This window comes from Aequorivita vladivostokensis, from assembly GCF_000952855.1.
Classification (GTDB): domain Bacteria; phylum Bacteroidota; class Bacteroidia; order Flavobacteriales; family Flavobacteriaceae; genus Aequorivita; species Aequorivita vladivostokensis.
Genome location: NZ_JSVU01000001.1, coordinates 425886 through 447491 on the forward strand (window position 1 = coordinate 425886; position 21606 = coordinate 447491).

The 21606-nt window shown below is 41.9% G+C and carries 18 protein-coding genes; 7 read left to right on the plus strand and 11 right to left on the minus strand.

The genetic code is table 11. From position 1 onward, the window contains the following. Positions 1-42 precede the first annotated feature (42 nt). Both MB09_RS01920 and MB09_RS01925 read left to right on the plus strand, forming a co-directional pair. Positions 43-2043, plus strand: a complete 2001-nt coding sequence (locus tag MB09_RS01920) for an alpha-ketoacid dehydrogenase subunit alpha/beta (protein ID WP_407637640.1) — start codon at positions 43-45, stop codon at positions 2041-2043. Positions 2044-2083: 40 nt separating this feature from the next. Then, positions 2084-3694, plus strand: a complete 1611-nt coding sequence (locus MB09_RS01925) for a T9SS type A sorting domain-containing protein (protein ID WP_084709010.1) — start codon at positions 2084-2086, stop codon at positions 3692-3694. A gap of 54 nt (positions 3695-3748) precedes the next feature. On the opposite strand, the gene MB09_RS01930 is transcribed toward MB09_RS01925, so the two are convergent. From MB09_RS01930 to MB09_RS16085, 5 genes are all read right to left on the minus strand, one after another. Then, positions 3749-4294 (minus strand): hypothetical protein, encoded by a 546-nt coding sequence (locus tag MB09_RS01930; protein ID WP_045079157.1) that lies wholly within the window; start codon positions 4292-4294, stop codon positions 3749-3751. A 55-nt stretch (positions 4295-4349) separates the two neighbouring features. Further along, positions 4350-5261, minus strand: a complete 912-nt coding sequence (locus MB09_RS01935) for a porin family protein (RefSeq protein WP_045079158.1) — start codon at positions 5259-5261, stop codon at positions 4350-4352. A 122-nt stretch (positions 5262-5383) separates the two neighbouring features. Then, positions 5384-5923 (minus strand): DUF4136 domain-containing protein, encoded by a 540-nt coding sequence (locus MB09_RS01940; protein WP_045079159.1) that lies wholly within the window; start codon positions 5921-5923, stop codon positions 5384-5386. Positions 5924-6020: 97 nt separating this feature from the next. Then, complete coding sequence (locus tag MB09_RS01945; RefSeq protein WP_045079160.1) at positions 6021-8003, minus strand: urocanate hydratase; 1983 nt, start codon at positions 8001-8003, stop codon at positions 6021-6023. A 15-nt stretch (positions 8004-8018) separates the two neighbouring features. Further along, on the minus strand, positions 8019-8189 hold the full coding sequence (locus MB09_RS16085; RefSeq protein WP_157881732.1) for a DUF5522 domain-containing protein: 171 nt from the start codon (positions 8187-8189) through the stop codon (positions 8019-8021). A 100-nt stretch (positions 8190-8289) separates the two neighbouring features. Between MB09_RS16085 and era the strand changes: the two genes are divergently transcribed. Then, entirely contained in the window at positions 8290-9177 is an 888-nt protein-coding gene (era, locus tag MB09_RS01950) for a GTPase Era (protein WP_045079161.1), read from the plus strand. A 201-nt stretch (positions 9178-9378) separates the two neighbouring features. Here the strand turns inward: era and MB09_RS01955 are convergent, their stop codons facing one another. Further along, the gene (locus MB09_RS01955) at positions 9379-9876 is read right to left on the minus strand and encodes a hypothetical protein (RefSeq protein ID WP_045079162.1); all 498 of its coding nucleotides are present in this window, start codon (positions 9874-9876) and stop codon (positions 9379-9381) included. Positions 9877-9957: 81 nt separating this feature from the next. On the opposite strand from MB09_RS01955, the gene der reads away from it, so the two are divergent. The 3 genes from der (at position 9958) to MB09_RS01970 (ending at position 15286) form a co-directional block, all read left to right on the plus strand. Next, positions 9958-11265, plus strand: a complete 1308-nt coding sequence (der, locus tag MB09_RS01960) for a ribosome biogenesis GTPase Der (protein ID WP_045079346.1) — start codon at positions 9958-9960, stop codon at positions 11263-11265. A 95-nt stretch (positions 11266-11360) separates the two neighbouring features. Beyond that, positions 11361-14132 (plus strand): outer membrane beta-barrel protein, encoded by a 2772-nt coding sequence (locus MB09_RS01965; RefSeq protein ID WP_045079163.1) that lies wholly within the window; start codon positions 11361-11363, stop codon positions 14130-14132. Positions 14133-14326: 194 nt separating this feature from the next. Continuing rightward, positions 14327-15286, plus strand: coding sequence for a YheT family hydrolase (locus tag MB09_RS01970; RefSeq protein ID WP_045079164.1), 960 nt, complete (start codon positions 14327-14329; stop codon positions 15284-15286). 11 nt (positions 15287-15297) lie between these two features. On the opposite strand, the gene MB09_RS01975 is transcribed toward MB09_RS01970, so the two are convergent. The 5 genes from MB09_RS01975 to MB09_RS01995 all read right to left on the minus strand — a co-directional run bounded on the left by MB09_RS01975 (position 15298) and on the right by MB09_RS01995 (position 18845). Then, complete coding sequence (locus tag MB09_RS01975; RefSeq protein ID WP_240484794.1) at positions 15298-16059, minus strand: TPM domain-containing protein; 762 nt, start codon at positions 16057-16059, stop codon at positions 15298-15300. A gap of 111 nt (positions 16060-16170) precedes the next feature. Then, positions 16171-16632: a TPM domain-containing protein gene (locus tag MB09_RS01980; RefSeq protein ID WP_045079166.1), complete on the minus strand. Its 462-nt coding sequence runs from the start codon at positions 16630-16632 to the stop codon at positions 16171-16173. A 118-nt stretch (positions 16633-16750) separates the two neighbouring features. After that, positions 16751-17359, minus strand: coding sequence for a LemA family protein (locus tag MB09_RS01985; RefSeq protein ID WP_045079167.1), 609 nt, complete (start codon positions 17357-17359; stop codon positions 16751-16753). 13 nt (positions 17360-17372) lie between these two features. Then, on the minus strand, positions 17373-17702 hold the full coding sequence (locus MB09_RS01990) for a MerR family transcriptional regulator (RefSeq protein ID WP_045079168.1): 330 nt from the start codon (positions 17700-17702) through the stop codon (positions 17373-17375). A 165-nt stretch (positions 17703-17867) separates the two neighbouring features. Then, on the minus strand, positions 17868-18845 hold the full coding sequence (locus MB09_RS01995; RefSeq protein WP_045079169.1) for a M23 family metallopeptidase: 978 nt from the start codon (positions 18843-18845) through the stop codon (positions 17868-17870). Positions 18846-18968: 123 nt separating this feature from the next. Here MB09_RS01995 and alaS point away from each other — a divergent pair, with 123 nt between their 5' ends. Further along, positions 18969-21581, plus strand: a complete 2613-nt coding sequence (gene alaS, locus MB09_RS02000) for an alanine--tRNA ligase (RefSeq protein WP_045079170.1) — start codon at positions 18969-18971, stop codon at positions 21579-21581. Positions 21582-21606: the final 25 nt, after the last annotated feature.

Sequence of the window (21606 nt, forward strand, 5' to 3'; positions counted from 1 at the left end):
ATATTAAAGAAGGCCTTCAAAAACCTCGTCACTGCAAAGGCGATGACCGAGATATATGAGGAAAACTTCAAGATTGTTTCAAAATACGTACACGCAACTTCGCGTGGGCATGAAGTAATACAAACCGCTGTGGGAATGCAGCTTTTACCGCAGGATTATGCTTTTCCGTATTATCGTGACGACTCAATGTTGCTGGCAATCGGGATGAATCCGTATGAACTGATGCTACAGGTTTTAGCGAAAAAAGACGATCCATTTTCTGGGGGAAGAACCTATTATTCACACCCTAGTTTAAAGGATGATGACAAACCGAAAATTCCACACCAAAGTTCCGCAACGGGAATGCAGGCTATTCCCGCAACGGGAGTGGCAATGGGGTTTTGGTATAAAGAATCGTTTAAGGCAGAATTTAAAAATGAAACTTCTGAATCTCCAATTGTAGTTTGCAGTTTAGGAGATGCTTCCGTAACCGAGGGCGAAGTAGCCGAAGCCTTTCAAATGGCGGCTTTAAAGCAATTGCCAATTCTATATTTGGTGCAGGATAATGGTTGGGATATTTCAGCAAATGCGGCGGAAACCCGTGCGCAGAATGCTTTTGAATACGCTGCAGGTTTTCACGGTTTGGAAGCGGTTTCAATAGACGGAACCGATTTTGAGGAAAGTTACAATACAATTCAAGATGTAATTTCAAAAATTAGGGAAGAACGCAGACCGTTTTTGGTGCACGCCAAAGTACCGCTTTTGAACCATCATACTTCTGGAGTCAGAATGGAGTTTTATCGCGATGATCTTGATGAAGCCAGAAGTCGCGATCCCTATCCAAAGTTGAAAAAACTGCTTTTGAAGAATGGTTTTTCTGAAAAGGAGCTTCAAGAAATCGAAATCGAAATCAAAACCGAAATCGAAAAATCACTTGAAAAAGCTTTGAAAGCCGAAGACCCAAAACCGGGAGATTTATTTACCCACGATTTTGCCCCTACAACAATTACCGAGGAAGTAGGCGAACGTTCCCCAAAAGGTGGCGAAAAAGTTGTGATGGTAGATTGCGCGCTTTTCGCAATTGAGGAGTTGATGGCTAAACATCCCGAATGTTTATTGTACGGGCAAGACGTTGGCGGCCGTTTGGGTGGTGTTTTTCGCGAAGCGGCGACGCTAGCTCAGAAGTTTGGCGACAACCGTGTTTTTAATACGCCCATTCAAGAAGCATTTATCGTCGGTTCCACAGTTGGAATGAGCGCCGTGGGATTGAAACCAATTGTTGAGGTTCAGTTTGCAGATTATATTTGGCCGGGACTCAATCAACTTTTTACAGAAGTGTCCCGAAGCTGCTATCTTTCAAATGGAAAATGGCCCGTTTCAATGATTCTTCGAGTCCCCATTGGCGCTTACGGCAGCGGCGGTCCGTACCATTCCTCTTCCGTCGAAAGTGTCGTTACAAATATTCGCGGGTTGAAAATAGCATACCCCAGCAACGGAGCCGATTTAAAAGGTTTGATGAAAGCTGCATATTACGACCCAAATCCAGTTGTAATTTTTGAACACAAAGGTTTGTACTGGAGCAAAGTGAAGGGAACCAAAGGCGCAACTTCGCTGATGCCCGATGCAGATTATATTTTGCCTTTCGGGAAAGCTTGGGTCTTACAGGAAATATGGAAGCAGGAAGAGGAAGAAACACTTTCCATAATCACTTACGGAATGGGCGTACACTGGGCGATGAACGCTTCGGAAGAACTTGGAATGCAGGATAAAATTGAAGTAGTTGACCTTCGAACACTGCATCCTTTGGATTATGACACGGTTTTCAAAAGTGTAAAAAAATGCGGAAAATGTCTTGTTGTAACCGAGGAACCTTCTGAAAACGGTTTCAGCAGAGGGCTTCAAGGAAAAATTCAAGAGGAATGTTTTCAGCAGTTGGATGCACCCGTAATGCTGATCGGTTCAGAAAATATGCCCGCAATTCCACTTAATTCAACTTTAGAGGAAACAATGATTCCATCAACCGAAAAAGTAAAGCAGAAGATTTTAGAGGTTTTGAGCTATTGATTTTTCTTAATCTTGCTATAAATATTTTTAAATCCACATTATGAAAACAATTATTACAATTTCTTGCTTTTTATCAATGTTTGTTGCCTCTGCACAGTGGACAACAGATACAGATACAAATACACTTGTGGCTGAATCTGGCGAACTTGATGTACAAGCCAAAGGAACTACGGACGGACAAACCTACGTGGTTTATTGGAAAAACGTTGGAGCGTCTACCAACATTGAGCTGCGAATGCAAGTTATGGATGCCGAAGGAAACCGAACGTTAGGGAATGATGGAATGCTGGTGAGCGACCAAATACCGATGAGCAGTTTTACTGTAATTATGAATACAGTAGTTGATATGGATGATCATCTTTATATAGGCGTGACTGGAACCGGTGGGGGAGACCCTGCCTATGTTTTCAAAATGGATACTGCTGGCAACCATTTATGGGGTGCCAATGGTGTAAATGTGGGCAGTGGAAACATAGTTACTGTTTTGCCACTTTCTGCTGGTGGTGCTATTGTTAGCTGGTTAGGATCTTCTGGCGCTGTAATGCAAAAATATGACGGAAGTGGGAATGCGGTTTGGCCAACTACCCAACCGCTAACTGCAGGTTCAGGCTTTGCTGCTCCAGGCAATTTTTTTGAAATTTCTGGGGGAGAATATATTGCCGTTTTTCATAAACTGTTAAGCGGTATAAATTCAAATTTATATGCCCAAAGATATGATTCGGACGGAAATCCAGTATGGTCAAATACCGTGCAAATTGCGGATAGAGCTACCGCCTTTAACCGTTCCTATACAGGTTTGCAGGATGGTGATGTAGTCTATATGGGTTATTCTGCTTCCGCTGGAACTCGATTTGACTCCTATTTACAACGAATTAATCCTGACGGAACATTGCCTTGGGGTATCAATGGATCCGATTTTGACACCAATGAAACAGATTATGAAATGGATACTGAAATTGCATTCCAATCAGGATCGCAATACGTTTGGGCCATTGCGACCTATACTGATACAAATCAAAACGAACGAGGTGAATATGTTCAAAAATTTAATAAAGAATCTGGCGCACGTCAATTTACAGATAACGCGAAGGTTGTTTTCGCCATTGGAGATGATATATCCCATGCTGGACCACTTCGTTTAAGAAATGGCAATCCGCTTTTTTTGATGGAAGAAGGAGAGAACAATGGAGTTTCACCCACCACTTTAAATGCCGTCTATCTTGACGAAAACGGTGACTTTGCTTGGCCGGAAGAAACCCGTCCAGTAGCGACCTTTGCAGCAGCAAAAATCAGAGTGAATTTTACAGAGGAAGCAAATATGCAGAATGTGGCAGTTTTTGCTGAGGATAAAGGTAGTGGTCTAAAAATTTATGCTCAGAATATTGAGGATGAAACTGCAGGAATTGAAGAATTTTCAAATGTTTCCATATTCTTTACAAATCCTGTGAAAGATGAAATGATTTTAAAGAGCAATTCACCTATCGAATCAATTTCAATTTATAATGTTTTGGGCCAACAATTGTTTTCCGCCAAATATAGTGGCGAAACCGAGGCAAATATTAATGCCCAAAACTGGAAATCTGGAATTTATTTTATGAATGTTTCTACAAATGAAATCGTTAATAAGGGAATAAAACTGATAAAACAGTAAACTTGTTTAATCCCAATTTTAAAAAAGTCTTCCCGTTTTGCGGAAAGGCTTTTTTTATTCATTAGTTACATCATTATCGTCTTCTTTAAAAACAAGCGGATGATCCTCTTCGCCAAGTCCCACAATTTTGATCATATTTATAACAGTATTGTAAAGCATCAAAATTACAGAAACCATCCCGCCGCTCAACAATGAAGAAAGAAACAGGGTGGCCCAATATATGTTTGAATACCAAGTAGTGGGCAATTCTTCCGATTCGGTAATGGGAATATTGAATATTTGAAAAAGAATAATGGCTATTACAAAAAGGACTGTATCCAACTTTGCAATAGCCATAACTTGCGTATAATGCTCGCGCTTTAACTTTGACTTGGAGCCCGAACTTATTCCCAAAAGGGTTAGCAAAAGCGCCAAAATAGTTGCCGAAGCAAGGACAATAGTGTTGCAGAGCATATTTATCCCTGGCAGGGAAGAGGTGATTAGTTTTTTTGCTTCGTATCCGGAAATATTTCCCAAAAGGAAAACTCCAGCGCCAGTAATAATTGCTGCAATCAGTCCTCCATATAGAGAGCGCTGATTATATTTTGAAAGTTTTAGCATCAATACCTTTTAAAGAAAATATACAATACGGAATTTTGTACCGTAAAAAATTCATTTAAAAGTAAAGATACAAACTAGCATTTATAAAATGGGTGTCAATAATTAAAGGAATTATGTCGCCATCGCCAATAAAAGTAAGATCATTCTCATATTCGGGAATATAGCTTACAATCACCCCTAAGGATTTTTTGTCATCCAGTGAAAATAAAACCCCTGCTTTTGGAATTAAAAAGGCGCTGCCTTCTGTTTGCTTTATTTTATAGCCATCATACTTGCCGTCGTAATGATCGCGAACCAGACCTGCACCTATTCCAATAAGTGGCTGGATTGAACCCTTTTTGTTGAAATGATACTCTGCCCCCAAACTTGCTCTGTAAGAATTCTTTTTGAAATTTGTGGTAAATGGCGAATTGCTAAAATCTTTATCGCCCGAAAATGCAGCACTTGCTTCCAAAGTGAAGTAAAGGCTTCCTTGTAACGAACCAATAAATCCTGGAGTTGCGGCAACGCCAAAACTAAGTTGGCCCTGTGTTAAATTTTCATAATCATCAAAGTTGAAGAAACTAATCCGGTTCAAGGAACCACCAATACTTGCAAAGAGTTTATATTCGTCACCCTGAAAATTTGCAGCCTGCTCAATTTCTTTTTCAGTAGGTTCAAAAGTGGTGTAATTACATTTATTATACCTCTCCACGGCCTGTATAAGTTGCCCCTCTGTAACAATTCGTGATTCAAAAACCGATTGTCTCAATTCCTCACAATCCTTAAACAGAACGGCAAGTGTTCCTTGCACGTGTTTATCTTCATTGGGCCGAATGTTAATTTTTTTTATAGTGCCATCTGTTTTTTTGATTTCATAGATGCCTTCTGCAGTGCGGATTAAAGTAGCTTTTCCCGTAACCAGTTCCTGTGCCTGTATTCCAAAACTGACAAAAAATACTAGCAGTAATAATTTAATAGATTTCATACCTTTTCTTTTTTTAAATTTTTAAATCGGATGAGGTCGATTTTTTTACGATAGCTTTAAGTAATAATCTCTTAAAACTATTTTTTCAGAACAAGGCTTTGTTAATTGAAGGTTTTCTAAAGTTATTTCTTCATCGCTCCGGGCGGATATTCCGCTAAAATTTTGGCTACAATTTCACGGATGCGCTCTTCTTTTCGTTCCATATCACTGGTAACCAAATCAGCGCTACCCATTCCCTGCCAAACCAGATTGTTGGTTTTGGCATCAATTAGGTCAATGTAAAGCGTCCCTTCTGTGGAACGGGCCACGTGGCTGCCGCCGTAATAGCTGCCATAATACCAAGGATTCCAGCCCCAGCCGTAACCGAAATTGTTGTTATAAACATCAACACGTTCACGTTCTTTGGTAAAAATACTGACCAGCAAATCAGGACTTTCTGATTTGGACATTCCTTTCGCTGAAAGTTCCGCCTCAATCGCGCGCAAAATTCGTTTTTTGTCGAGGTCGCTGATTTCAGCCTTGTCTATTCCCGGCTTAAAAAAAGCAAAGGAATTGTACTGGTTAAAATTTGCTTTTTTGTCATAATCGGTGACCACGCGAACGGTGGAGCATGAAGCGAAAACAAAAAGCAAGAGCAGGGGTAAAAATTTAAGTGCTTTCATCTGTATAAAATATTTGAGAAATAGGAAGATGGAATGCCCCAAAAACACCTTCTATTAATTAATAATCTGTTAGTGGGCATTTCATAGTTGCAATTTTTTATTTGAATAATTTATCATCAACGAAATTGGGAAGCGTAACCTTTAATTGCGGATTGTTTTGCATCGCACGTTTTATTGCGAAAACAGCTTCGTCATTCCGTGCCCAACTGCGTCTGGCTATTCCGTTGTTCACATCCCAGAAAAGCATATTTTCAAGTCGCCGTTGCGCGTCTGTACTACCATCAAGAACCATTCCGAAACCGCCGTTTATCACTTCGCCCCAACCTACGCCACCACCGTTGTGGATGCTCACCCAAGTTGCCCCGCGAAAGCTATCGCCGATTACGTTTTGGATGGCCATATCGGCCGTAAACCTGCTTCCATCGTATATATTTGAAGTTTCGCGATAGGGCGAATCGGTTCCCGAAACATCGTGATGGTCACGCCCCAAAACTACCGGGCCAATTTTTCCTTCGGAAATTGCTTTGTTGAAAGCCGAAGCAATCTGCACACGCCCGTCTGAATCTGCATAAAGTATGCGTGCCTGCGAACCAACAACCAATTTGTTTTCCTGTGCGCCTTTAATCCAAGTGATGTTATCCTGCATTTGTTGCTGGATTTCCTTTGGCGAATTTTTCATCAATTCCTCCAAAACAATACAAGCTATTTCATCGGTCTTTTGAAGATCTTCGGGTTTTCCCGAAGCGCATACCCAACGGAACGGCCCAAATCCGTAATCAAAACACATGGGGCCCATAATATCCTGCACGTAAGATGGATATTTGAATTCCTTATTTTTTTCTTCGGAAAGCACATCGGCACCTGCGCGTGAGGCTTCCAAAAGAAATGCATTTCCATAGTCGAAGAAATAGGTGCCTTTTGCAGTGTGCTTATTGATGGCTTCCACTTGGCGGCGCAGACTTTTTTGCACTTCCTTTTTGAATTCCTCGGGATTGTTTGCCATCATTTCGTTCGCCTCTTCATACGTCAATCCAACGGGATAATAACCGCCCGCCCACGGATTGTGAAGCGAGGTTTGATCACTTCCCAAATCAATTTTAATGTTTTCTTTATGAAACTTTTCCCAAACTTCCACCACGTTTCCGTCGTAGGCAATCGAAACGGTTTCCTTATTCGCCAATGCTTCTTTTACGCGTTTTGAAAGTTTTTCCAAATCTGAAATTACTTCATCCACCCACCCTTGACTGTGTCTGGTTTCAGTTGCTTTTTTATTCACTTCGGCGCAGACCGTAACGCAGCCTGCAATATTCCCGGCTTTGGGTTGCGCGCCGCTCATTCCGCCGAGACCGGAGGTAACAAACAAACCGCCTTTGGGTTCTTTTTCAATTTTTCTGAAACCGTTCAAAACCGTGATCGTGGTTCCGTGAACAATTCCCTGCGGCCCGATGTACATATAGCTGCCCGCGGTCATTTGTCCGTATTGCGTAACGCCAAGCGCATTGAATTTTTCCCAATCGTCGGATTTTGAATAATTCGGGATCATCATACCGTTGGTAACCACCACCCGCGGCGCGTCTTTATGGGAAGGAAACAGCCCCAATGGATGTCCTGAATACATAACCAAAGTCTGCTCATCGGTCATTTCAGAAAGGTATTTCATCACCAAAAGATACTGTGCCCAGTTCTGGAAAACCGCGCCATTTCCGCCATAGGTAATCAATTCGTGCGGGTGTTGCGCCACGGCATAATCCAAGTTGTTTTGAATCATTAGCATAATGGCTTTTGCCTGCTCGCATTTTCCGGGATATTCGGCAATGGGCCGGGCGTACATTTTATAATCTGGACGAAATCGATACATATAAATGCGCCCGTATTTTTCCAGCTCCTCGCGAAATTCGGGTAGGAGCGTAGCGTGGTTTTTCGGCTCGAAATAGCGAAGGGCGTTGTGCAGCGCGAGTTCCTTTTCTTCTTTTGAAAGGATTTCCTTTCGCTTTGGCGCGTGGTTTATGGATTGGTCGTAAGGTTTCTTTTCAGGTAAAACTGATGGAATGCCTTGTTGAATTTGTTCTTTAAAAGTCATTTTCTAAAAATATTTTTATTGATGCTTCCCAGTTTTTTTGTCAAAACCGTAAGGACAATGACGGCAACCGCTTTCACAGCAATATCCGCGTTTTAAGTGGTATTGTTCCGTAAAACATTTGTAGCCTTCGGGCGTAAGGTAATAATCGCCTTCTTCTAGCTCTATTTTTTTCTTTGGAAAAAGCATTTCACAAAAGTAAGGATTTCAAGGCTGAAAGTTTTAAAATTGAACCAAATCCATTGTTTCGGGATTTAAGCCTTAAATTTGCAATATCAATTCCAAAGAAATGACAAAACACAAGGCTGGATTCGTAAATATTATTGGAAACCCAAACGTGGGCAAAAGCACGTTGATGAACGCTTTTGTGGGTGAACGGCTTTCCATCATCACTTCCAAAGCGCAGACCACGCGCCATCGCATTTTGGGAATTGTGAACGGCGATGACTTTCAAGTGCTTTTGAGCGATACGCCCGGAATCATAAAACCTGCGTACCAATTGCAGGAAAGTATGATGGATTTTGTGAAATCTGCCTTTGAGGATGCCGATATTCTTTTGTATTTGGTGGAATTGGGCGAAAAGGAATTGAAGGATGAAGCGTTTTTCAACAAAATAACCAATTCAAAAATTCCAGTTTTATTGCTGATAAATAAAATTGACAAAGGCAACGAGGAGCTGCTTTCCGAAGCCTTAAAGCTTTGGCAGGAAAAAGTTCCGAATGCTGAAATTTTTGCGATTTCTGCACTACAAAATTTTGGGGTTCACGAAGTTTTTAATCGAATTATTGAATTGTTGCCCGAATCGCCGCCCTTTTATCCAAAAGACCAACTCACCGATAAGCCCGAGCGATTTTTCGTAAACGAAGCCATTCGCGAAAAAATACTGATGCACTATAAAAAGGAAATTCCCTATTCCGTTGAAATTGATACCGAGGAATTTTTTGAGGACGAAAACATCATCCGCATCCGTAGTATAATTATGGTGGAGCGCGAAACGCAAAAGGGGATTATCATTGGCCACAAAGGTTCAGCTTTAAAGCGCGTGGGCACTGAAGCCCGAAAGGATTTGGAGAAATTCTTTGGAAAGCAAATTCATTTGGAACTTTATGTGAAGGTGAATAAAGATTGGAGAAGTAACGAAAAGCAGCTACGGCGATTTGGGTACAACCAGAAATAAATTTCAAATCACAAATTCCAAATTCCAAGCTCGCCTGTCGATGGGCCGATACCGAACTCAACTCCTTTGAATATGGAATTTGAAAAAGTCCTACCCCAACCCTTCCAAAGAGAAGCAGTAATTCCCCCTTTGAAGGGGGCTAGGGGGATGTATTGATTTTGGAATTTATTCGGAATTTAAGACTTATTTGGAATTTGGTGCTTAAAATTTGGAATTTATAATCTCATTCATAAAATCATAAAGCTCGCGCATTCCGGGTTTTCCTTTTTTCTTTCCCATGGCTCCGGCGAAATACAGTAAAATCCAAGCCAATACCAAAACAACTGCAATAATGATTTGAATGGTTATCGGGTTTCCCAAATTGTAATTGGAGTACAACCAAGTCAAATCTACCATAAATAGAATTCCAACCGCAACATGCAGAAACATAAACATGGTCCACACAGTTGGATTTGGCCCGAAAAAACCGTGGAGGGAACAGGAGTTTTCATCTTTTTCAGTTATTTCCAAATGCAGTTGCGGCGACCAAAAATGCTGTTCCTTATTTGGAAGTTTTATAAAAATGTGATCGTCCACGCAGGAAATTATAAATCTATTTTGCGATTTTTTTACTTCCGAAAATTTCATAACCAATTGTGAACAGGGTTCTTCAAGTTCCATTTGGAAACGTGGGCGCAATACAATTTCATTGGAAAGCATTCTTTAATTATTTATTTTTAAAGCCGTTAAAATAGTATTTTTTCTGCCAACTAAAAGCTATTTTTGCACCCTAAAATTAAGATTATGAGCATTGTTGCCGTCGTAGGAAGACCAAATGTGGGAAAATCCACTTTTTTCAATAGATTGATTCAGCGCAGGGAAGCCATTGTGGATGCGGTGAGCGGCGTTACGCGCGACCGCCATTACGGAAAAAGTGACTGGAACGGAAAGGAATTTTCGTTGATTGACACAGGCGGTTATGTGAAGGGAAGCGACGATATTTTTGAAGCTGAAATTGACAAGCAAGTGGAACTAGCCATTGATGAAGCAGATGCCATAATCTTTATGGTTGACGTGGAAAGTGGCGTTACGGGAATGGACCAAGAGGTTGCAAAATTGCTTCGCCGTTCAAAAAAACCAATCTTTTTGGCAATCAACAAAGTGGATGCTGCTTCTCGGGTGAATGATGCTTTGGAATTTTATTCGCTTGGGTTTGAAAACCAATACAATATTTCCAGCATTAATGGTAGTGGCACTGGTGAATTGCTCGATGATTTGGTGAAGGCATTGCCGAATAGGGAAGAACCGGATGACAGCGAGCTTCCACGTTTTGCAGTTGTGGGTCGTCCGAATGCAGGAAAATCTTCGTTCATCAATGCGTTGATTGGCAAAGACAGATACATTGTTACCGACATCGCGGGAACTACGCGCGATAGTATTGATACAAAATACGACCGTTTCGGGTTTGAATTCAATTTGGTTGATACTGCCGGAATCCGCAAAAAGAGCAAGGTAAAGGAAGACTTGGAATTTTATTCCGTAATGCGAAGCGTCCGCGCTATAGAGCACTGCGATGTTATCATCCTTATTTTTGACGCTACCCGCGGTTTTGACGGGCAAGTGGAGAACATTTTCTGGCTTGCACAGCGAAACAATAAAGGAATCGTGATACTTGCCAACAAGTGGGATTTAGTGGAAGACAAAGAAAGCAGCAGTGTGAAAGATTACGAAAAATACATCCGTCAGCAAATTGAGCCTTTTGTGGACGTGCCTATTGTTTTTGTTTCCGTACTTACAAAGCAACGTATTTATAAAGCCATTGAAACAGCAGTAGAAGTTTACCAAAACCGAAGCAAAAAAGTTAAGACCAGTGAGCTTAACGAAGTGATGCTTCCTATTATCCAAGCGTATCCGCCGCCAGCATACAAAGCGAAATATGTAAAAATAAAATTCTGTACGCAGTTGCCAACTCCGTATCCAAGTTTTGCATTTTTCTGTAATCTTCCGCAGTATGTAAAAGACCCGTACAAACGTTTTATTGAGAATAAACTTCGGGAGAACTTTGATTTTACCGGGGTTCCGATTACGGTTTATTTTAGGAAGAAGTAGATTCATTAAGTGTTAAGCGTTGTGGAAATTTCTTTTATGGCTTCAACTTTAAACGCTATCTTCGATTTCAAAATAAACTTGCTTCATTTATAAATATGAGGAATTACTTTTTAGTGGTCTTCTTCCTAATTGCTTCCCTTGGCTTTTCACAGAATTTTCAAGTCTCTGGCACATTGACGGACAAAGAATCCAGCAACCCTCTTGAGGCCGCAACTGTTTTTATGGAAACTGTAAAAGACAGTACCTTGATTACTTATACCATTACAGATAGAAACGGCAAGTTTGTCTTAGAAGGGAAAACTTCGGAAAAAAATGTGCGTGTGAACATCAGTTTTGTGGGGTACGAAAATTTTCAAAAAGAATTGAATTTGGATAAACCTATCCAGGATTTGGGGATAATTCCTATTTCGGTTTCGGTAGCAAATCTCGATGAAGTAATCGTGAAATCGCGTGCGCCCGTAACTATTAAGAAGGATACCTTGGAATTTAACGTGGCTTCCTTCAAAACAAAAAAAGACGCCAATATCGAGGATTTGCTTAAGGAACTTCCCGGTGTGGAGGTAAGCCCCGACGGAAAGATAAAAGTGAACGGCAAGGAAGTGAGTAATATTATGGTAAACGGAAAACCATTTTTTGGCAACGACCCTACCATTGCCTCCCGAAACCTGACAAAGGATATTGTTGAAAAAGTACAGATTGTTGATACCAAGGGTAAGTCTGAAGCATTTACTGGCGAAAAAGGGAGTCAAGAGAGTAAGACCATCAATCTTACCATAAAGGAAGAGAACAATAAGGGTGTTTTTGGAAGGGTTGCGGCCGGAGGTGGCACTGACGAACGTTTTGAATATGCGGGCATTTTTAATTATTTTGCCAACGACCGGCGTTTGAGCGTGCTCGGCGGAGGGAACAATATCAACTCGCCCGGTTTTAGTTTTGGCGAGATTGAAAAAATGTTCGGAAGCCCGCGAAATATGTCCATGAGCAGCTCTGGCAGTTTTACCATCGACGGTCGCAGTTTTGGCTATGGCGATGGGATTGTAAATAGTAGAATCTTAGGCAGCAGTTATGCCGATGTCATCGAAAAAAAGACCGATATTTCGGCAGATTATTTTTATTCCAGCAGCAACTCCTATAGCGATTCCAAAACACAGCGGGAGAATATTTTGCCAGATCGCAGTTATTTCACCGAAAGCAATAGTTCCACCAATAGCGATACAGATAGTCATAACGTAAATCTGGGTTTTGATATAAAGGTAGATTCCACATTTCTCATAAATATCAAGCCGAATATTTCCTATTCCAAACTTTCTGGACACAGAGAGACCGATGCTGCCTCTCTCGATGAAGATGGATTGGTGACCAACAGTTCGTCGCTTTTCAATTCAAATGAAATAAGTACCCGACAATTCAAAAACCAGTTGGATTTAACAAAGAAGTATGGTGCTGGCGGTGGTTTCTTTAAAGTCAATTTTACCAATGAATGGAACGCGACCACGGGAGAAGATTATCTTTTAAGCACGAAGCAGATTTTTGGGGATAACCCTTCCGAAGAGAACAGAAATCAGTTTACCAATGTTGAAAAAAAGTACAGCAATTACTACACGCGGCTTACCTATAGGTTGCCGTTGTTGCCCAAAAAACTGCTTTGGGAGCTGAGTTATACCTATGGTCTCAAACAAACGATGAATGCTGAATCGGTGTTTGATTTTAATGAAGTTTCACAAAATTATACACTGTTCAATTCCCTACTAAGCACCGACTATACGTTTAAGGATATTCGCAGTACGCCGCTGACATCGGTAATTTATAGATTTGAAAAAGGTTGGGCAGATATGGGTGCAGGTTATGTTTTCCGAAAATTGCAGGGAGAGGATACATTGCGGCCCGAACTGAAAGTTGATAATAATTTTGAGGCTTGGGAGCTTTATATGCGTGGAAATTTTAAATTTTCTTCAAAAGCGCAAATATATACCGGTTATGTTTTGCGGAATGAAGCACCGGCAATTGAGCAGTTGCTCCCCAATACCAATGTAGCCGACCCATTGAACATAATCACCGGAAATCCAAATTTAAAACCCACAAACAACCATTCTTTTTATTTGAATTACAATAATTATGATTTTCAAAAGGGTAGTGGCTTTTATGCTTATGTAAATGTCGATGCATCAGAAAATGCCGTCGTAGCGACAACAAATGTTGATGCAAACAATATAAGAAACACAACCTACGCCAATGTTAACGGCAAATACAGTATTAGGGGAAGTGCCTCAACCAACCGAAAGCACAGCTTGGACAGTTTACGGAGCATTAAAACCGGAATAGGCGTATATGGCAATTTTTCGCAGGACGTAAATTTCAACAATGGACTTGAGTATAAAAGCCACAATTTTACACTTACGCCCAATGCCAATCTTTCGTTTTCTTGGCAAGAACTTTTTGATATCCGGGTGTATTACTCGCTCGGGATTTCAAAAAATAGTTTTGAAAGCAACATTTTTGAAGACCGCAATTATTTGAACCATTCGGTTAAACTTTCAACAAGTCTCTATGTTCCGAAGAATTTTGAATGGAAGAACGAAATTGATTTTGATTATAACCCCGATATTGCTCCCGGTTTTCAGAAAAGTGCTTGGTTCTGGAACAGTACCTTGGCATATTCGCTGCTAAAGGAACAGGGCACGTTAACGTTGAAAGTTTATGACCTGCTGAACCAAAACACGAATGCACGCCGCACATTTTCTGAAAATTTTATACAGGATAACCAAAGCACCGTGCTTCGGCAGTATTTTATTTTGAGCTTCAGCTATAAGTTCAATACCCTGGGAAGCAAGGGCGAGACGGGAAGGGGTTCTATTTATTTCGACTAATTAATGTTTAGTTTTTAGCTTTTACTTGTACAAACTTTTAATTTCTAATGAATCTCGTAAACGGAAACTAAGAAATAAGATTGATCTTTTTTTTGAATAAGTTTTTACGTATTTCCGCTGCAAATAAATTTTAGAATCCGAAAATGTAATCCTATCTTTAAGGAGAAAGGAAATTTCTGACAATGTAGCAAACCATGCCTTATCTGGAAAAATCCACATACCGGCCAGACCCCATTTTTCATAATGGGCATATTTCCACCATCTATTCGGGGGTCATCCGGAAATTTGGACCGCCAGATTATGACCGAAAAAAGCTGATATTGCCCGATGCCGATTATCTGCTGCTGGATTATAAGTTGCAGGATTCACAAAAGGCAGTGATTCTTTGCCACGGACTTGAGGGGAATTCCAGAAAAAATTACAATAACGTATGCGCCAATTATTTTCTTGAAAAAGGCTATTCGGTTTTCGCGTGGAATAACCGCAGTTGTGGCGGCCAGATGAATTTATTGCCCCAATTGTACCACCACGCCTCCATAGAAGATTTGGAATATGTAGTAAAACATGTGGCGCAAAACGGTTTTACCAAAATTTTCTTAGTTGGTTTTTCTTTGGGAGGTGACCAGATTATGAATTATTTGGGGAAGCGTGAAATTCCAGTGGAAGTAAAGGCCGCGGTAGCCATTTCGGCTCCTTTCCAGTTACGGTCGAGTGCCGAAAAATTGCAATCGGGATTCAGTAAAATTTATCAGCGACGGTTTATAGGAAAGGTAAAATCGAAGATAGCCGCAAAAACCATCCAGTTTCCCGATGCCGTTCCTGCGGATGCTGCCAAATACATCAAAAATTTTGATGATGTTGTGACCCGGTTCATCATTCCCGTGCACGGTGGCTACAGCAATTTAGACGATTATTATCTGAATGCTTCCCCGGGAAATTCAGTTGCAGGAATAAAATTGCCGTTGTTAGTGATAAATGCTTGGGACGACCCCATTCTGGGGACAAAAGACCATCCTGTGGAAATGGCCAAGGCCCACGATTATCTGTTTTTGGAAACCCCTGCCCACGGAGGACATTGCGCCTTTCCGCCTAAATATTCACATCAACCGTATTCGGTAGTACGGGCTTTTGAATTTGTTGAGGAAATGGGTTAAATAAGTTGAATTTACCACCCACCACTAGCACCGCCCCCGCCGAAGCCTCCTCCGCCGAAACCTCCGCCAAAGCCTCCGCCGCCACCAAAACTTCCGCCACCGCCGAAGCTACCCCCGCCTCCGCCAAAACCTCCGCGGCCAAGGCTGCTTAGCACAATAATGTCCAGCAAGCTTCCGCCGCCTCCACCTTTACCGCCGCGTCCTCCTTTTCGCATAAGCGCAATGATGATAATGATAAAGATGAAAATAATGAAAAAGGGGATGGGCGTTCCGTCCTTTTTTCCGAAATCGCGGTCTTCTTTGAATTCACCTTTCAATGCTGCAAAAATAGCATCACTTCCTTGATCCAAACCTGCATAGTAATTTCCCTCTTTAAATTGGGGAATCATTATTCGGTTGATGATGCGTTCCGACATTAAATCGGTAATACGGTATTCAATGCCGTAACCTGTGTTTATATCTACTTTTCGGTCGTCCTTGGCGAGGGTAATTACAATTCCGTTGTCTTCTCCTTTTTGCCCGATTCCCCATTTTTGGCCCCATTCCGCACCGAGCATAGAAATGTCCTCGCCGTTTGTGGAACCGATAATAATACAAACAATCTGAGTGGAGGTAGAATCCGCATAGCGAACCAGCTTACTTTCCAACGCACTTTTTTGGGACGGTGTGAGCAGGTCGATATAATCGTAAAGAGAGGTCTGCTTTTCAGGTTTCGGCGGAATTTCATACTGGGCCGAAACATTTTCGGAGAAAAAACCGATTGCTACAAACAACAGTAAAAAGTAATATTTAAATAAAAAGTTTATGGGTTTATGGGTTTAAAAGTTTAAAAATGGCAATTCTACGAAACCTTTGTTCCCCTTTAGGGGTTAGGGGCTATGGCTTTACCCAATAGAAATATCATCCGGCAATTCGTTTTTATCGTCTTTTTTAAATGGAAAATGTTTCTTCAACTGTTCGCCAGCTTTTAGGATTCCTTCCACCAAACCTTGTTTCATATCACCATTTTTAAAATGGTTAATGATGATGTCTTTGGTACTTTCCCAAAAATTCTGGCCCACAATATCGTTGATGCCCTTGTCGCCCATAATTACGAGCGTTCGGTCATCTATGGCAACATAAATTAGCACGCCGTTGCGTTCTGCGGTGTTGTGCATATTCAGCGTATCAAACACTTCCGCAGCACGGTCAAAGGCATCTATATGTTCGTTAGGTTCTTCGGCCGAGATGGAACTGGGTTCCAAATGCACGCGTATTTCGCCCGAGGTGTTTTTTTCGGCAATACGAATGGCTTCAATAATGGCAGCTTCTTCTTCCGAAGTTAGAAAATCTTCAACTTTAGACATTTTTTTAGATGTTAGATGTTAGATGTTAGACTTGAGACTTGAGACCCAGATCTTTGAGATTTATATAAAGAAACTCTTTTTCGTCGCTTGTCCCAAATCTCAAATCTTTTTGGGTTTTTTAATCATCTTTTCCCAGGTCATCAAAATTTACTTCAGGGGCTTTTTCGCTACCGGAATCGGCTTTGAAATATGCTTTTTCGTGGAAGCCCAATAGCCCGGCAAACATCTTTGTTGGGAATTTATGTATTTCGGTATTGAACAGTCGCGCTTCTTCGTTAAACCTGTTACGCTCCACGTTGATGCGGTTTTCGGTGCGTTCCAGTTCGTTAATCAATTCCTTGAAATTTTCATTTGCCTTTAAATCGGGGTATCTTTCAAAAACGGCCAACAATCGTGAAAGAGCAGAGCTTACGCCTGCCTGCGCTTGTTGATATTGCGCCAGTTGCTCTGGAGTTATGTTTGAGGGGTCGATATTTATGGAAGTGGCTTTGCTTCTGGCCTCGGTAACGGCAACCAAAGTTTCCTGCTCAAACTCGGCATAGCCCTTTGCAGTGCTCACAATGTTTGGAATAAGGTCTGCCCGGCGCTGGTACGAGCTTTCCACGTTGGCCCACTGGGCGGTGGCCTTTTGGTCCAATTCCACGAGTTTGTTGTTAAGGCTGGCCAAATAACCTCCAATAATTAAAATTAGGCCGAGGATAATAATGATGGGTAACCATTTTTTCATGATGCGATTGGTTTTAGAGTTGTTCTTTGATTTTTAAAAGTTCTGCTTTTACCGACTCCAGTTTGCGGATAATCTCAAACCGGTCCAGTGTTTTTTGTTTATTTTCCTTTAAATGGATTTTTGCGCCTTCCAGCGTAAACCCGCGCTCTTTCACCAAATGGTAGATGAGTTCCAGATTTTTGATGTCCTGCGGGGTAAACTTTCGGTTGCCTTTGGCGTTTTTTTTTGGCTTCAATACATCAAATTCCTTTTCCCAAAAACGTATCAGCGAGGTATTCACGCCGAAAGCTTCGGCTACTTCGCCAATGCCATAATATAGTTTTTCGGGTAGGTCTATGTGCATTTGTTTTGTTAAGGGTTAAGGGTTAAGGGTTAAGGGTTAAGGGTTAAGGGTTAAGGGTTAAGGGTTAAGGGTTAAGGGTTAAGGGTTAAGGGTTAAGGGTTAAGGGTTAAGGGTTATCAGTGATTAATTTCAATTTTTTGGAATTTGGTTTTTATTTTTTGGAATTTAATCTAAAGATTGGTTTTCTTCCTGTGATTTTCTCAAGATTTCTGCAAATTCTTCCGCAGTTAAACTTCCGTAGTAAAAATTAATCGGATTAATGCGTTCGCCATCCTTGAAAACTTCGTAATGGCAGTGCGGAGCCTCGCTTCTTCCGGTGCTTCCCACAAAACCTATAATGTCGCCGCGCTGCACTTTTTGCCCTGGGCGCACATTGTATTTGTACAAATGTCCATACAGACTTTCATAGCCATAGCCGTGATCAATCACCACGTGGTTTCCGTAGCCCGTGGCCGTATTGTCGGCGCGGGTTACTTTGCCATCGCCCGTTGCATAAACCGGGGTTCCGCGTGGGGCGGTAAAATCCATTCCGTAATGGAACTTGCGGGCCTTCGTGAAAGGATCTGTTCTATATCCAAAACCCGAAGCCATTCGCGTTAAATCCTCATTCTTTACCGGTTGGATTGCAGGAATAGCGGCCAAAAGCTTTTCTTTTTCCTCGGCAAGTTTGGCTATCTCATCCAATGATTTCGACTGCACCACAATCTGCTTGGTTAAAATATCCAGATTGCGGGTGGTATTTATTATCAATTTTGAATTGTCAAAACCCTCCAGATCCTTATAGCGGTTAATACCTCCAAAACCAGCTCTCCGCTGCTCTTCGGGAATGGGGTTGGTCTCGAAATATACACGGTAAAGATTGTTGTCCCGCTCCTCAACCTCGGCAAGCACGGCCTGTGCCTGCTCCATTTTTTTGTTCAAAAGCTCAAACTGAAGCTGCATTTGGTTCAGCTCGCGCTGCAGTGCCAACTCCTTTGGGGTTTGAACCGAAGGCAGATTTATATAAACCAAAAGTAGCAAAAAGCCGCTCAAAAACATTCCCAAAAGACTTAGGGCGAAAATCTTCAGTTTTCGGCCTTTTTTCTTTTCTATTTTTCGGTACGAAAGCGTTTCGCTATCGTAGTAATATTTAACCTTAGACATGCATTAAAAAATTGCTATTTTTGCGCGTTGTTTGTTCGCGCGAAGTAAAGGTAACGTTTTTACAAATATAGAAATTGTTTGCCACTGCGCCCAACCCTTAATTTTAGCATAACTTTATAAGAAATGAACTCGAAGGAAACCCGTTCCAGATTTTTAGAATTTTTCAAGTCGAAGCAACACGCCATTGTGCCCTCAGCGCCGATGGTGGTGAAGAACGACCCAACCCTAATGTTCATCAATAGTGGGATGGCGCCTTTTAAGGAATATTTCCTCGGAAATGGAAAGCCAAAAAGCAACCGGATTGCAGACACACAGAAATGCCTGCGCGTAAGCGGAAAGCACAACGATCTTGAAGAAGTGGGAATGGACACCTACCACCACACTATGTTTGAAATGCTCGGCAATTGGAGTTTTGGCGATTATTTCAAAAAAGGAGCCATCGAGTGGGCGTGGGAGCTTTTGACCGAAGTGTATAAAATTGATAAGGAAATTCTCTACGTAACCATCTTTGAAGGCGATGAAAGTGAAGGCTTGGAGCGCGATACCGAAGCTTATGAACTTTGGAAACAATTCGTGCCCGAAGACCGCATTTTAAACGGAAACAAAAAGGACAATTTTTGGGAAATGGGCGACCAAGGTCCGTGCGGGCCGTGCAGCGAAATACACGTAGATATCCGTTCGGCGGAAGAGAAGGCTAAAATTCCGGGGAAGGATTTGGTGAATAACGACCACCCGCAAGTAGTGGAAATCTGGAACTTGGTTTTTATGCAATTCAACCGAAAAGCCAACGGCAGCCTTGAAAAATTACCTGCACAGCACGTTGATACCGGGATGGGTTTTGAACGTTTGTGTATGGTTTTGCAAAACAAACAGAGCAATTACGATACCGATGTTTTTACACCGCTCATTCGGGAGATTGAAGCAATTACGAATTCAAAATACGGAAAGGACGAGAAAAAGGACATTGCGACACGTGTAATTGCAGACCACGTTCGCGCCGTGGCATTTTCAATCTCGGATGGACAGCTTCCGAGCAATACTGGCGCCGGTTATGTAATACGAAGGATTTTGAGAAGGGCCATCCGTTACGGGTTTACGTTTTTGGACAAAAAAGAGCCTTTCATTTATAAATTGGTAGAAACGCTCAGCGCGCAAATGGGCGACGCTTTTCCGGAGTTAATTACTGAAAAGAACTTAATCACCAATGTTATTCGCGAAGAGGAACAATCGTTTTTGCGAACGCTGGACCAAGGTTTGGTGTTGCTTGAAAACGTTATTGAAACCGCAGATTCAAAGGAAATTTCCGGTAAAAAAGCGTTTGAATTGTACGATACCTTCGGCTTCCCGATAGATTTAACGGCATTGATTCTTCGTGAACGCGGCTATTCTTTGAACGAAAAGGAATTTGACGCTGAACTTCAGCAACAGAAAGACCGCTCCCGCGCCGCAACAAAAGTGGAAACGGGTGACTGGATTGTTCTGGAGAAAGATGATGTGGAGGAATTTGTGGGCTACGATACCTTGGAGACCCAAGTGCGCATTACAAAATACCGCAAGGTGGAAAGCAAAAAGGAGGGCGAAATGTACCAACTAGTTTTCAACCTAACTCCGTTCTATCCCGAAGGCGGCGGGCAGGTGGGCGATAAAGGCTATTTAAAAGCTGCCGATGGCGGCATTACTTATATTGTTGACACCAAAAAGGAGAACAATCTAATAATCCATTTTACAAAAACGCTTCCGCGAAATTTGGAGGGTACGTTTGTGGCCGTAGTGGACGAAAAACAGCGAAATCGTACCGCGGCCAACCATACCGCAACCCACTTGTTGCACCAAGGCCTGCGCAACATTTTGGGCGAACACGTTACCCAAAAAGGAAGTATGGTCCACAGCCGGAATTTGCGTTTTGACTTTTCGCATTTCGCAAAAGTGACCGACGAGGAACTGAAACAGGTGGAGGATTTTGTAAACGCCCGAATCCGTGAGGGAATCGCTTTGGAAGAAAGGCGAAATATTCCCTACCAGCAAGCCATAGACGAAGGTGCCATTGCGCTTTTCGGCGAAAAATACGGCGATAGCGTGCGCGCGATAAAATTTGGAAAATCGATGGAACTTTGTGGCGGAACGCACGTGCCGAATACAAATGATATTTGGCATTTCTTCATTACTTCCGAAGGTGCGGTTGCCTCGGGAATTAGAAGAATTGAAGCGATTACCGGCGATGCTGCCAAACAATATTTTATTGATAGAAGTGAAGCATTTGCCGCACTCCAAAAAGCATTGAACAATGCACAGGACCCCGTGAAAGCCGTGGAAAGTCTGCAGGAAGAAAACAGTGCCTTGCAAAAACAGATTCAGCAATTGTTGAAGGATAAAGCCAAGAATCTAAAAGGCGAATTAAAAGCTGAAATTGAAGCAATAAACGGAATCAATTTCCTTGCAAAAGAAATAGACCTCGATGCTGGCGGAATGAAGGATTTGGCGTTTGAAATGGGCGGCGAAACCGAGAATCTATTTTTAGTTTTTGGCGCCGAACACGATGGAAAAGCGTTGCTTGCCTGTTATATTTCAAAAGAATTGGCTGCCGATAAAAATCTGGATGCCGGAAAAATCGTCCGCGAACTTGGAAAATACATCCAGGGCGGCGGCGGCGGACAAGCTTTCTTTGCCACTGCGGGAGGGAAGAATCCTGCGGGAATTGAAGAGGCTTTGGAAAAAGCAAAAACCTTTTTGATTTGACTCTGTGACCTCTGTGTCTCTGTGG

Excerpts from the sequence above, each read along its gene's own strand:
- MB09_RS01920 (WP_407637640.1), top strand. The coding sequence starts at position 43 with ATGACCGAGATATATGAGGAAAACTTCAAGATTGTTTCAAAATACGTA.
- MB09_RS01995 (WP_045079169.1), bottom strand. The coding sequence starts at position 18,845 with ATGTCTAAGGTTAAATATTACTACGATAGCGAAACGCTTTCGTACCGA.
- MB09_RS01985 (WP_045079167.1), bottom strand. The coding sequence starts at position 17,359 with ATGAAAAAATGGTTACCCATCATTATTATCCTCGGCCTAATTTTAATT.
- MB09_RS01935 (WP_045079158.1), bottom strand. The coding sequence starts at position 5,261 with ATGAAATCTATTAAATTATTACTGCTAGTATTTTTTGTCAGTTTTGGA.
- MB09_RS01970 (WP_045079164.1), top strand. The coding sequence starts at position 14,327 with ATGCCTTATCTGGAAAAATCCACATACCGGCCAGACCCCATTTTTCAT.
- MB09_RS01940 (WP_045079159.1), bottom strand. The coding sequence starts at position 5,923 with ATGAAAGCACTTAAATTTTTACCCCTGCTCTTGCTTTTTGTTTTCGCT.
- era (WP_045079161.1), top strand. The coding sequence starts at position 8,290 with ATGACAAAACACAAGGCTGGATTCGTAAATATTATTGGAAACCCAAAC.
- alaS (WP_045079170.1), top strand. The coding sequence starts at position 18,969 with ATGAACTCGAAGGAAACCCGTTCCAGATTTTTAGAATTTTTCAAGTCG.
- MB09_RS01990 (WP_045079168.1), bottom strand. The coding sequence starts at position 17,702 with ATGCACATAGACCTACCCGAAAAACTATATTATGGCATTGGCGAAGTA.
- MB09_RS01925 (WP_084709010.1), top strand. The coding sequence starts at position 2,084 with ATGAAAACAATTATTACAATTTCTTGCTTTTTATCAATGTTTGTTGCC.
- MB09_RS01965 (WP_045079163.1), top strand. The coding sequence starts at position 11,361 with ATGAGGAATTACTTTTTAGTGGTCTTCTTCCTAATTGCTTCCCTTGGC.
- MB09_RS16085 (WP_157881732.1), bottom strand. The coding sequence starts at position 8,189 with ATGCTTTTTCCAAAGAAAAAAATAGAGCTAGAAGAAGGCGATTATTAC.
- MB09_RS01955 (WP_045079162.1), bottom strand. The coding sequence starts at position 9,876 with ATGCTTTCCAATGAAATTGTATTGCGCCCACGTTTCCAAATGGAACTT.
- MB09_RS01945 (WP_045079160.1), bottom strand. The coding sequence starts at position 8,003 with ATGACTTTTAAAGAACAAATTCAACAAGGCATTCCATCAGTTTTACCT.
- MB09_RS01980 (WP_045079166.1), bottom strand. The coding sequence starts at position 16,632 with ATGTCTAAAGTTGAAGATTTTCTAACTTCGGAAGAAGAAGCTGCCATT.
- MB09_RS01930 (WP_045079157.1), bottom strand. The coding sequence starts at position 4,294 with ATGCTAAAACTTTCAAAATATAATCAGCGCTCTCTATATGGAGGACTG.